Consider the following 12737-nt stretch of genomic DNA (forward strand, 5'->3'; position numbering starts at 1 on the left):
AGGCATTCCTCCGGCCCCGCCGTGCCCCGGCGCGGCCCCGGCACGGCCGGAGGGCGGCTCATGCGCCGCCGATCCGTCGCCCGATCCAGACTGGAGCGCCTCTTCGTGGCTACCTTCCTCTACCGACTAGGACGCTTTTCCTTCCGGAGGCGGCGGCTCGTCGCCCTGCTCTGGGTGGCGGTCCTGGCCGCCTGCGCCTTCGCCGCGGCCAAGGCACCGACCGCCGCCGAGGACGGTTTCTCGATGCCCGGCACGGAGTCGCAGCAGGCGTTCGACCTGCTGGACGAGCGGTTCCCCGGCCAGAACTCCAACGGCGCCGACGCCCGTATCGTCTTCGTCGCCCCCGAGGGCCAGAAGGTGACGGCGGGCGCCAACAGGGCGGCCGTCGAGAAGGTCGTCACCGACATCGCGGGCGGCCCGCAGGTCAAGGGCGCCCTCAACCCGTTCGACATGGCCGGGGCCGTCAGCAAGGACGGCAGGACCGCGTACTCGACCATCTCGTACGACGTGCAGAGCATCGACCTCACCGACGCCACCACCAAGGCGCTGGAGGACGCCGCGGAGGACGGGCGCAGGGCCGGTCTGACGGTCGAGCTCGGCGGTTCGGCGCTCCAGGCGGACGCCGAGCTCGGCGGCACGACGGAACTCGTCGGTGTCGCCGTCGCCGCGATCGTCCTGCTGATCACCTTCGGTTCGCTGGCCGCGGCGGGCCTCCCGCTGCTCACCGCGATCGTCGGCGTGGGCGTGGGCGTGGCCTCGATCATCGCCGTCGGAATGTCCACCACGACCACCACGCTCGCCATGATGCTGGGGCTCGCGGTCGGCATCGACTACGCCCTGTTCATCGTCTCCCGCTACCGGACGGAGCGTGCCGAGGGGTACGACGCCGAGGAGGCCGTCGCCCGCGCCGTGGGGACGGCGGGTTCCGCCGTGGTGTTCGCCGGCCTCACCGTGGTCATCGCCCTGGCGGGGCTGTCCGTGGTGGACATTCCCGTCCTCACCAAGATGGGCCTGGCCGCGGCGAGCACCGTCGTGGTCGCCGTCCTGGTCGCGATGACCCTGCTGCCCGCACTGCTCGGCTTCTTCCGGCGGGCCGTCCTGCCGCGCGGGAGCAGGCGCGCCTCCGGGAGCGGACGCCGCGCCAGGAACTCCCGCGCCGCGGACACGGACGCGGACGCCGCCGAACCCAGCCTGGGCACCCGGTGGGCCCGGTTCGTGATCCGTCGCCCCCTCATGGTTCTGGTGCTCGGCGTCCTCGGCCTCGGCCTGGTATCCGTACCCGCCCTCGACCTCCGGCTCGGGATGCCCGGTGACGAGTCGCAGCCCACCTCCAGCACCAAGCGCCGCGCCTACGACGCCCTTGCCGACGGATTCGGTCCCGGGTTCAACGGGCCGCTCACCGTCGTCGTCGACGTCAAGGCGTCCGCCGACCGGAAGGCCGCGGCGGCGCGCGCCGAGAAGGAGCTCGCCGGCACCGACGGCATCGTGGCCGTGACCCCTCCCGCGTTCAACGAGGCGGGCGACACCGCCGTCCTCACCGCCGTGCCCGCCACCGGACCGAGCTCCTCGGCCACCACGGACCTCGTCCGCACCATCCGCGACGAGGCGCCCGGGCTGAAGTCGCAGACCGGCGCGACCATGCTCGTCACCGGCACCACCGCGGTGAACATCGACGTGTCGCAGAAGCTCAGCGACGCCCTCGTCCCCTACCTCACGCTCGTCGTCGGCCTGGCGTTCCTGCTCCTGATGGTGGTCTTCCGCTCCCTGCTGGTCCCGCTCAAGGCGGCCCTCGGCTTCCTGCTGTCCGTGGCGGCGGCCTTCGGCGTGATCGTGGCGGTCTTCCAGTGGGGATGGCTCGCCGACGCCCTCGGCGTCGAGCAGACCGGGCCCGTGATGAGCATGATGCCGATCTTCCTCATCGGTGTGGTCTTCGGCCTGGCCATGGATTACGAGGTCTTCCTGGTGACCCGGATGCGGGAGGCGTACGTCCACGGCGAACGGCCCGGCCAGGCGATCGTCACCGGGTTCCGGCACAGCGCCCGGGTGGTCGCGGCGGCCGCCGTCATCATGATCGCGGTCTTCGCCGGGTTCATCGGGATGAGCGAGTCGATGATCAAGATGATGGGTGTGGGCCTCGCCGCCGCCGTCTTCTTCGACGCCTTCGTCGTCCGCATGACGATCGTCCCGGCCGTCCTGGCCCTGCTCGGAGACCGTGCGTGGGGGCTGCCCCGGTGGCTGGAGAGGTTCGTGCCCCGGGTGGACGTGGAGGGCGAGCGGCTGGGCCGGGGCGGACCCGCGGCCGTACGGACGGACGCACCCGCGGAGACGGAGACCGGCCCCGTACGCGTCTGACACCCGCGGAGACGGAACCCGGACCCGTACGCGTCCGACACCCGCGGAGACGGAACCCGGACCCGCACACGTCCGACACCCGCGGAGACGGAACCCGGACCCGCACACGTCCGACACCCGCCCCCGGTCCCGAGCACCGTCGGGACCGGGGCGAGGTGCCGGGCGCGAGGCACCGGGAGGCCCCGTTCCCCGGGTGCCGTCGCGGGCGGCCTCCCGGCGCCTCGCACGCGACAGACGGACAGGTCGGCGACCATTGGTGGTGGCCGAGAAGGAAAGAAGCGTGGATGTTCACCGACTGGCGGCAGTGGACCCGACAGCACCCCCGGACCGTGAATGTGGCGGTGGCAGTGCTGCTGTGGGTCTTCGCGGTCTTCTCCAGCACCCTGACCGGCGCCCGGATCGTCCGTGCCCCGACACTCGCCTTCTGCCTGGCCGCCGCGGTGCCCTCCGTCGTCCTGCTGCTGGGCCACCGCGCGTATCCGCGCGGTGTGGTGGTGGTGACCACGGTGTGCGGGGGTGTCCTGGGCCTGATGGGCAACGCCATCGGCTCCGACCCCAGCCCGAGCGTCGCCGGCGCCACCCTGGTCGCGCTGTACCTGCTGGCGCTGCGCACGGACCTGCGCACCACCACGGTGTACACGGTCGGGTCCGCCGTCGCCCTCGTCATCGTCTCGATCGGCTGGGGGCACGGCGCGCTGCTGCGGCCCGACCAGATCGGTGTCCTGTCCTGCGTGCTGCTGGCGGGCGCGGTCGGCGAGTCGGTGCGCAGCCGCCGCGACTACGTGGCCGCCGTGGAGGCGCGGGCCGAACTCGCCGAGCGCACCCGTGAGGAGGAGGCCCGTCACCGGGTGAGCGAGGAGCGCACCCGGATCGCCCGCGAACTCCACGACATCGTCGCGCACCACATCGCCCTCGCCCACGCCCAGGCGTCCACCGCCTCGTACCTGCTGCGTACCCGGCCGGCCCAGGCGCAGCAGATGATGGACCAGCTCGCCGGGACCACCTCCTCGGCACTGCGCGAACTGAAGGCGACCGTGGGTCTGCTGCGCAGTGAGGGCGACCCGGAGACGCCTCTGGAGCCCTCTCCGGGGCTCGCCCAGCTCCCCGAGCTGATCGCCTCCTTCGAGCAGACGGGCCTGGTCGTCCAGGTGTCGGTGGAGGGGACGGCGCGGCCGTTGTCGCCGGGCACGGACCTGACCGCGTACCGGATCGTGCAGGAGGCGCTGACCAACGTCACCAAGCACGCGGACTCCGCGACGGCCTCGGTCCGGCTCGGTTACACGCGCCGACTGCTCACGCTCACGGTCAGCGACGACGGCGACGGCCCGCAGGCGGCGGGCACGCCCGGGTACGGCCTCATCGGCATGCGGGAGCGGGCCCTGTCCGTCGGCGGGCGGCTGTCCGCCGGGCACCGGGAGGCCGGTGGCTTCGAGGTGACCACGGAACTCCCCCTGGAGACGGAGCCAGAGGAGGAAGCCGAGGAGAAGGCCGAAGAGGAGGCGGAGGAGGAACGGGCGGGCGAGGAACAGGGAGAGACGGGGGCCGGGGGACCCGCACTCCAGCGGAACGACGACGGGACGAGAGGACGACACGGTGACCATCCGGGTACTTCTGGCCGATGACCAGGCATTGCTGGCCGGAACCTTCCGGCTGCTGATCGACGCGAACGACGACATGGAGGTCGTCGGTGTCGCGGCGGACGGCCGCGAGGCGGTGGAACTGGCCCGGGCCACGCGGCCCGATGTCGTCGTGATGGACATCCGTATGCCGGGGCTGGACGGGGTGGGGGCGACGGAGCTGATCTGCCGCGACGAGGCCCTGCGCGAGACCCGCATCCTGATCCTCACCACGTTCGAGATCGACGAGTACGTGACCCGGGCGCTGCGCGCGGGTGCCAGCGGATTCCTCGGCAAGGACGTCGCCCCCGAGGAACTCCTGGCCGCCATCCGCACCGTCGCGGGGGGGGGGGGGGCCCGGGGGGCGCCCCCCCCCCCCCCCCCCCCCCCCCCCCCCCCACCCCCCCCCCCCCCCCCCCCGCGCCCCCCCCCCCCCCCCGCCCGCCCGGCGCCACCCGGGCTTACCCCCAAACCCCCCGCCCGCCCAGCGGCGGGGGGGGGGGGGGGGGGGGGCGGGGCGGGGGCCCCCCCCCCCACGACAAAGCCAGGGAGGAGACGCGGGTCCGTTGGCCCCGTCCTCTGCAAGAACGGAACCGCGACGACGGTTCTCGAACGAAAGAGGATCAACAGCCGGTGAGACAAACCCTTCCCACGGTCCTGCCCGACCTCTCTTCCCCCCGGCAGAAGGTGGGCGCTGCTCTGACCGAATTCCTGGACGCCAAGGAACGTGCCGCGCCGGGAAAGGAGCTGCTCCATCTGACCTCCGCCCTGCGCGGACTCCTGACCGGCGGAAAGCGGCTGCGGTCCCTGCTCTGCCTGTACGGATGGCAGGCCGCCGGCGCAACGGGCGATATGAACGCTGCCGTTCGCACCGCCGCCGGCATCGAACTCTTCCAGGTGTTCGCCCTGGTGCACGACGACGTGATGGACGACAGCGACGTCCGCCGCGGCCGGCCGTCCGCCCATCGTGCGCTGGCCACCGCGTATACCGACAGCGGCGGCCCGGCGAGCAGGGCCCGGGCGCACGGTCTCGGCGCGGCCGTCCTTCTCGGAGACCTGGCCCTGGTGTGGTCCGATGAACTCCTTCACACGGCGGACCTCGGCCCGGAGCGGCTGGCACAGGTGCTGCCCCTGGTGGCCGAGATGCGGGGCGAGGTCATGTACGGCCAGCTCCTGGACTTGCAGACCACGGGCCGTCTTTCGGGCGATGTGGAGACGGCACTGCACGTCATTCGATACAAGACGGCCAAATACACCATAGAACGGCCCCTGCACATAGGGGCGGCAGTGGCCGGAGCCACCCCGCCCGTCCTCGATGCCTGCACCGCTTTCGGCATACCGCTAGGAGAAGCGTTTCAGCTGCGGGACGACCTGCTCGGGGTCTTCGGTGATCCCGCCAAGACGGGAAAACCGATACTGGACGACCTGCGCGAGGGGAAGGCCACCGTCCTGATGGCGCTCGCGGTCCAGCGGGCCTCCACCGCCGAACTGAGAACACTGCGCGAGCACGTCGGCAGAAGCGACCTCAACGAGGATCACGCCGCCGCGGTGCGCACGGTCCTGAACTCCACCGGCGCCCGGCAGACCGTGGAGGAAATGATCACGACGCGTCGGGCGGAGGCTCTCGCCGCTCTGGACAACGCCCCCTTCCCGGACGGCGTCACAGCCTCCCTGCGTCGGTTCGCCCTGGACGCAACAGCCAGACAGGCATGAGGCGTCACCGCGCACACCGTCTTCAGAATCCCGAGGAGAGGTCGCTCCATGAACGTCAGCACACCGTCAGGCACATCCTACGCCGCACGAGCCACCGAGCTGGTGGTCAGGTGCGACCAGGACGCATGGGGAAGCGTCAGCCCCTCGCTCTACGAGACGGCCCGCGTCCTCTCGGAGGCGCCGTGGCTGCCCGGGGAGCCACGGCGGATCGCCTACCTGCTGGACCAGCAGGCGCCGGAGGGAAGTTGGGGGGAGGGACCGCTGCCCTACCGGCTCCTGCCGACACTCAGCGGGGTGGAAGCCGCGCTGGCGGTACTGAGCAGGGGCACCGCGTCCGCAGAGGTCACCGGCCGGCTCACGACCGCGGTGGGCAAGGGCCTGGACGCCCTGCGATCGATGCCACCGGTGGACAGGTGGCCGGACACGGCCGCGGCGGAAATACTCGTACCCAGCCTGGTGGCCAGGATCAACGAGAAGCTGGACTCCGCGGCCACCGGCGGGGACCTGCCCGGTTTCAGCTGCGCGCAACTCCCGGTTCCTGACGGCTTTCACGTGTCAACACCTGCGCGCGTGGCCAAACGGTACGAGTCCACGGGCAGTCTGCCCGTCAAGTTTCACCACACGTTCGAAGGCATCCACAGCTACATACCGCCGTCGCTCGTCCCTGACGTCGAAGGCCTGCTGGGCAGCTCGCCGGCCGCCACCGCGGCACGGGCGGCACGGTCACCCGCCACCACCGCTCGGGCCGTCGCCGACCTGACCGCGGTGGCACGGCGCTACGACGGCCTCTTTCCCGAGGCCGCGCCGCTCCGTGTGGTCGAACGGCTCTGGGCCGCCGCCGCGCTGGCGCGCGCCCACCTGCCCGCCGCCGCTCGTCCCACTGTCCGCAGGTGGGCCGAGGAGATCTACGATCCTCAAGGCGTACGCGGTGCACCGGGCCTCATGACCGACGCCGACGACACCTCCATGGCGGTGCTGGTGGCCTCACTCGTCGGCCTGCCGTTCGGCCCGGCGCCGTTGGACCTGTTCCACAACGGCAGCCACTACGACTGCTACATCGGCGAGGACACCGGATCGGTCACCGCGAACGCCCACGCCCTCCAGGCACTCGTGAGCCATCTGCGGCGCCGCCCGACGGCAGAGCACACGTACGGACCCCGAGCGGCGAAGCTGAGCGACTGGCTGGCCGGCCGGCAGCAACCCGAGGGCCACTGGACCGACAAGTGGCACGCCTCCCCCTACTACGCCACCGCGCGAAGCGTCACCGCGCTCGCACAGCACGGAGGCCACCACGCGTCGAGGGCGGTCCGGAAGGCCGCCGCGTGGGCCGTCGGCACTCAGCGCGCGGACGGCTCCTGGGGCGTGTGGGGCGGCACCGTCGAAGAGACCGCATACGCCGTCAAAGTGCTGCTGAGCGCCGCCACCCCCACTCCGCAGCCGCAGCACACCCGGGCACTGGATCTTGCCGAAACGTACCTGCACGCCGCCTCGGACCCCGGTCACCGGCATCCCGCCCTATGGCACGACAAAACCCTGTACGCACCCACCGCGGTGATCGAGGCGGAGGTGCTCGCCGCACGGGAGCTGCTGCGGGCACGTCGTCCAGCCGCATGCACGGAGACAGATGTGGAAAGGACGGACGCGTGACTCCTGACATAGATGTGACTGCTGATGTCGATGTTCCGCCGACCGCGCCGGGGCGGCTGCCGCTCATCGGACACCTTGCGCCTCTGCTCAAAGACCGCCTGGAGTTCGTCGAACGCCTGCGCACCTACGGGCCGATCGTCCGTATGTCGGTCGGCCCCAAGAAGGTGACCGTGGTCAACTCGCACGAGCTGATCCACGAGATGCTCACCAGCAAGTCGGGATCCTTCTCCAAGGGGTTGCTGGGCGAGAAGCTCAAGCTCTTCGGTCGGTCGGCCCTGCCGGTCGCGGAAGGGGAGCCCCACCTGCGTCGGCGTCGCCTGCTCCAGCCGGCCTTCCACCGCGCGCAGATCAGCGGGTACGTCACCACGATGCGGGAAACGGTGGAGCCGTCCATCGCGGGCTGGCGTGAGGGGGAACTGCTCGATCTGAAGGCCGAGATGGGGCTCATGGCCCAGGACGTGGCCATGTCGGTGCTGTGCTCCTTCCGCGCGGAGCAGGAGCGGGCGCGGGCGATCCTCGACGCCGTCGACACGGTCTTCACGGCCGCCATCTGGCGCACCATGGTGCCGGTGTCCTCGCTGGAACGGCTGCCCACCCGCAGCAACCGGCGGCTCAAGGCCGCCCGCGGTCTGCTGCGCAGTGAGGTCGCGGACATCATCGCGGAGCGCCGGGCGAACCCCGACGCCCACGACGACCTCGTGACGCTGCTCCTGGAGGCCCGGGACGAATCCGGTGCGCCACTGCCCGACAACGAGATCCTGTCGGAGATCATCGGGCTGCTGGCCGCGGGCTCGGAGACGACGGGAGTCATGCTGGCCTGGCTGTTCCACGAGCTGGGCCGCGACCCCGAGCTGGAGCGCAGGCTGCACGAGGAGGTCGACTCCGTGGTCGGAGAGGGCCCGATCACCGCCGAGCACGTCCCCCGGCTCGCCTTCACCCGCAGACTGGTCAGTGAGACCCTGCGCCTGCACCACGCCGGCTGGCTGGTGACCCGGCAGGCCACCGGGCCCGTACGCCTCGGGGAGTTCACACTGCCCGCGGGGGAGCAGGTGCTGTGGAGTCCCTACGCCCTGCACCGCGACCCGGCCCTGTATCCCGACGCGCTGCGCTTCGACCCCGACCGCTGGCTGCCGGAGCGTCCCCAGCCGCCGAGGGGGGCCTTCATCCCCTTCGGGTCAGGAAAACGCATGTGCATCGGCGACGCCTTCGCCTGGACGGAGTCGATCGTCATCACGGCGTTCATCGCCTCCCGCTGGCGGCTGCGGCCCGTTCCCGGCGCAGCCGTGGAACCGGTCGGGCTGCTCACCGTGCACCCGTCGGACCCCCGTATGGTCGCCGAAACCAGGCAGCGGGCCGTCGCGGGGAGAGCCGCGTGAACCCCACCCGCGGCTCGGACGCGCGTACCCTGCCGATGCCCGACCTCCGGGACTCCTTCCCCGGCCCCTTCGCCACCAGTCCGTACGCCGCCGCCATCGAGGAGCAGACCGCTCATTGGCTCCGGTCCTTCCCCCTTGTCGGTTCGCCCGGCGCGGCGGAGGCCCTCCGCAACATCACCGCCCGGGGGGTGGCCCGTGTCCTGCCCACGGCGGACCGGGAAGGCGTGTTCCTCTGCGCCGATCTCTTTCTGTGGCTCACCGCCTTCGACGACGTGCACGGCGAGGCCGAAGGCGGCCGTGACACCGCCCTTCTGGTCCGTCGCATCAGCCACTGCGTCCGTCTCCTGGCCGACCACGACGAACCGGCGGAAGACGACGACGCCTACATCGCCGCCCTGCGGGACCTCCTGCACCGATTCCGGGAACGGTCCACGACCACGCAGTACCTACGGCTCACCGCGCATCTGCGGGACAATCTCCTCGGCATCCTCTGGGAGGCCCATCACCTCGACGACCACGACCGGATCACCCTGAGCGACTATCGCGCGATGCGCCCCCACACGGTCTTCGTCCGGACCGTGATGACGACCGCGGAGATCGTGCTCGGATACGGACTGGGCGACGATCAGCGAAGCTCGGCAGCGGTGCGGGAACTGGAGAAGGCCGTCGCCGACCTCGCCGGCTGGATCAACGACCTCGCCTCGTACGCGAAGGAGTCGGACGACGGTGGCCCGCCGCCTCTGAGCCTGCCGACCCTGTTGATCCGACAGCACGGTTGCGACACCGAAGAAGCGTTTCGCCTGGCTTCCCGCATGTGTGAGGACCAAGCGCGCACCGCGCGCCTGCACATCACGGAGCTCACCGCCGGCAGCGAGAACGCACTCGCGGATCACGCTCGCGCCATGGAAGCCGTCGCAGCCTCCTACGTGTGGCACATAGGGCATGCACGCTACCGGCGTGAGGCACGCCCCATGCCCTGAGCGTGCCCCGTCCCGGAACTCGCGGTCGTCCGGGACGGCCGTCGGCGGCCCGCCATTCCTTCGGTTCGGGCGTCCCGTACCGGTCCGGGAAGTCCCGAAGGCGGTGGGCGGCCGGGCGAGGGTGCTTCGCCGGTCGGCGGCAGGCCGCTGAGGTGTTGCTCACGGCTCCGTCCGTGGAAGGGGCGGCGTCCACCGGGGACGCCGCCCCTTCCACGGGGTTCTCCGCGCGGGGCGGGCACACGGAGTACATCGCCATCGCGGCGGAGGGCACCGGGCCGCTGCCCGACGGCCTGGCTTCCGCAGGCGGTGCCCTCCGCCATGACGCGCCGACGGGTCATCGGCTCCGCCCCGGCGGCCTGCACCACCTCGCCGGGTATGCGGCCTCGCCCCGAAAGGGAACCGCACCCCGGTGTGGAGGGGAGTCGGTCAGCCCCACGCACCGAGGGTGAACTCGGCGATCACGACCGAGAGCAGGAACGAAGCGGTGATCGCGACGAGCCCGACCGGGATGATCTTCCAGCCGATGTGGCGCAGCAGCGGCAGGTCCTTGCCCAGCGACAGTCCCGCGAGGGTCAGCATGATCGTGGCGATGGACAGAAAGTCCACGGAGCCGACCAGATCGTTGAGGGTTCCGGAGGCGAAGAACCACGGGCTGGACACGTACGCGCCCACTGTGGTGATCCACACGATCGCGGAGATCTTCCGGCTGACCTTGGCGAGGAACAGACCGAACAGCACAAGGCCCAGCAGCACGGCGTAGCCGCCGGCGATGTCCCAGCCGATCGTGCCGGCCGCGACCGAGGCGGTGCCCAGGCCGAGCACCGTCAGGACGCCGAGCGACAGCCCGAGCGGGATCCTGATCTCGCCCGAGGCGGCGGCGACTTCCTCCCGGAAGGCGCGGTTGGCGTCGGCGTCGCCCGTCGTGCCGTCCGGGGCGGAGTGGGCGTCGGGAGCTGAGGGACCGCCGGGAGCGGAGAGGGCGTCGGGCGTCGCCGTCTCCGGCGTGCGGGTCCCCCGTCGGCGGGTGAGGACGCGGTAGAACCGGTCCGCCAGCGGCAGTGCCACGTAGATGCCCACGTAGACCCCGAGGATGGTGGTGATGAGGTTCGACACCGCCGCCATGCCGAGGATGGCCTCCTCGTGCCCCGGGTACGCGGCCACGATGCTCGCCGAGGACGCGGCCATCATCGATCCCGAGCCGACGCCGGCGCCCATGGCGAGGGCCAGCGGGTCGAAGATGTTCCAGTTCGACACCAGCGAGGTCAGGAGCGTGATGAACACCGCTCCGAACATCGTGCCGAACACGTACATGGCCAGGACACCGCGGTACTGGTCGGAGTCCGGCCCGTACTTCTCCGAGACCATCGCGAAGGACGGCTCGCGGTCCAGCGAGAAGGTGGCTCCGACCGTGGCCCTGCCCAGGCGCAGCGCGACGGCGAGCGGCAGGGCGACGGCCACGGTGCCCAGCAGGTGGCCGATCTCCTGGAGCAGCAGCGCTGGCCCGGCCTTGACGAGCGTCGGCAGGCTGGGGCCGATGTTGAAGGCGAGCCGGGCGACCAGGAGCATCACGGCCACGCCGACGAGCGCGGACGCCACTTTCTGGAGGCGGATGCCGAGGGGCCGGACCTTCTGGACCGACACCAGCAGTCCCAGGATCAGACCCCACACCATGGGGAAGACGATGACGGAGCCGACGCCCAGGTCGATGTCGAGCTGTCCGACGGCCTGCACGACCAGGGCGATGACCAGGGCGAGAGCGGCGATCGGCAGGGTCTGACGCGCCCCGGCCACGCGCTCCTCGGCCGTGGCGGTGAGGCCGCTCATGTCGCCACCGCCTCCTCGCGGACGTCACGGCGGTAGGCCGCGGCCACGAAACGGGGCCGGTGCTCGGCGTGACCCGCCGCGTCGACGACGGTCCAGGCGAGCGCACGGGCCGCCTCGAACATCATGTCGTACGCCGGGGACGTGTCGGCGATCGCCGCGAAGGCATGGGAGTGGATGGGGGCGTCGGCTCCCGGAATGCTCAGCCACGGATGCAGGCTGGGGATGACCTGGCTGATGTTGCCCATGTCGGTCGAGCCGCCGGAGAGCCGGTCGCCGGAGGTGACGTCCCGCCCGAAGGCGGCCATGGCCGCCGTCCAGAAGCCCGCCAGCGCGTCGTCCTGCACGAGCGGCTCGTAGAGCGGCTCGGTGGCCTCGATGGTCAGCTCGGCGCCGGTCGCCAGGGCCGCGCCCTCGAAACACCGCCGGACACGCTCCAGCAGCGCCTCGTACTCGGGCAGGGTGAACGCCCGGCACTCGAAGTCGACGACGGCCCGCTCGGGGATGATGTTGGTGGCGACGCCGCCTTCGGAGACGAACAGCGCCACCCGCCGGTCACCCGGCAACTGCTGACGCAGCAGACCGACGGCCACCTGGGAGAGCGTGGCGGCGTCGGCGGCGTTGACGCCCTGGTGGGGTGCGGCCGCGGCGTGCGCCGCGCGTCCCCGGAACACGGCCCGGTACCGTCCGACCGCCTGCGCGGTGCTCCCCGCGGGGTTGTAACCGACGCCGTCCTGCACCGGGTGGACCATCAGGGCCAGGCCCACCCCGTCGAACGCGCCGGCCTCCAGCAGCAGTGCCTTCCCGCCGCCGTGCTCCTCGGCCGGGGTGCCTATCGCCTTCAGCGTGATGCCGAGTTCGTCGGCGTACGGGGCCAGGGCCAGCGCGGCGGCGACCGAGGCGCCGGCGATGAGGTTGTGGCCGCAGGCGTGGCCGATCTCGGGCAGCGCGTCGTACTCGACGCAGAGCGCGACCGTCAGCTCGCCGCTGCCCGCGGTGGCGGTGAACGCGGTCGGCAGACCGCCCGAGCCGCGCTCGACCGTGAACCCGCCCTCGGTGAGCAGCTCGGTGATCGCGGCGGCGGACTCGGTCTCCCGGAAGGCGGTTTCGGGACGCGCGTGCAGGGCGCGTGCCAGTTCGAGCACGCGGTCCTGCCAGTGCGACACGCCCGTGGAGGTGCCGGTCTTGAGCCGGTTGTCGGAGTCGGCGGGATTCTTCGTGGTCACGGGGTC

8 protein-coding genes and 1 pseudogene are annotated in these 12737 nt (G+C 71.7%); 7 read left to right on the forward strand and 2 right to left on the reverse strand.

Features of this window, described 5'->3' with window-relative positions; genetic code table 11:
• The first annotated feature begins 105 nt into the window (after window positions 1-105).
• The 7 genes and pseudogenes from ACF1CT_RS07420 (at window position 106) to ACF1CT_RS07450 (ending at window position 9684) form a co-directional block, all read left to right on the forward strand.
• Window positions 106-2352, forward strand: a complete 2247-nt coding sequence (locus tag ACF1CT_RS07420; protein ID WP_391782804.1) for an MMPL family transporter — start codon at window positions 106-108, stop codon at window positions 2350-2352.
• Window positions 2353-2636: 284 nt separating this feature from the next.
• Window positions 2637-3974, forward strand: a complete 1338-nt coding sequence (locus ACF1CT_RS07425; protein WP_391782805.1) for a sensor histidine kinase — start codon at window positions 2637-2639, stop codon at window positions 3972-3974.
• A pseudogene (locus ACF1CT_RS07430) lies at window positions 3946-4317 on the forward strand (response regulator transcription factor); the annotation flags it as partial. The gene ACF1CT_RS07425 and the pseudogene ACF1CT_RS07430, both read left to right, overlap by 29 nt.
• A 284-nt stretch (window positions 4318-4601) precedes the next feature.
• Window positions 4602-5681 (forward strand): polyprenyl synthetase family protein, encoded by a 1080-nt coding sequence (locus ACF1CT_RS07435; RefSeq protein ID WP_391782806.1) that lies wholly within the window; start codon window positions 4602-4604, stop codon window positions 5679-5681.
• A 48-nt stretch (window positions 5682-5729) separates the two neighbouring features.
• Entirely contained in the window at window positions 5730-7328 is a 1599-nt protein-coding gene (locus tag ACF1CT_RS07440; RefSeq protein WP_391782807.1) for a prenyltransferase/squalene oxidase repeat-containing protein, read from the forward strand.
• A complete protein-coding gene (locus ACF1CT_RS07445) occupies window positions 7325-8704 on the forward strand; it encodes a cytochrome P450 (protein ID WP_391782808.1) in 1380 nt (459 codons plus the stop codon). The genes ACF1CT_RS07440 and ACF1CT_RS07445 overlap by 4 nt, the downstream gene beginning before the upstream one ends.
• Complete coding sequence (locus ACF1CT_RS07450; RefSeq protein WP_391782809.1) at window positions 8701-9684, forward strand: terpene synthase family protein; 984 nt, start codon at window positions 8701-8703, stop codon at window positions 9682-9684. Before ACF1CT_RS07445 ends, ACF1CT_RS07450 begins: the two co-directional genes overlap by 4 nt.
• A 426-nt stretch (window positions 9685-10110) precedes the next feature.
• Here the strand turns inward: ACF1CT_RS07450 and ACF1CT_RS07455 are convergent, their stop codons facing one another.
• Together ACF1CT_RS07455 and ACF1CT_RS07460 are read right to left on the reverse strand one after the other, a co-directional pair.
• Complete coding sequence (locus ACF1CT_RS07455) at window positions 10111-11508, reverse strand: DUF3100 domain-containing protein (protein WP_391782810.1); 1398 nt, start codon at window positions 11506-11508, stop codon at window positions 10111-10113.
• Complete coding sequence (locus tag ACF1CT_RS07460; protein WP_391782811.1) at window positions 11505-12731, reverse strand: amidohydrolase; 1227 nt, start codon at window positions 12729-12731, stop codon at window positions 11505-11507. Before ACF1CT_RS07460 ends, ACF1CT_RS07455 begins: the two co-directional genes overlap by 4 nt.
• Window positions 12732-12737 lie beyond the last annotated feature (6 nt).

The organism is Streptomyces sp. NPDC014734 (genome assembly GCF_043083325.1).
GTDB lineage: Bacteria > Actinomycetota > Actinomycetes > Streptomycetales > Streptomycetaceae > Streptomyces.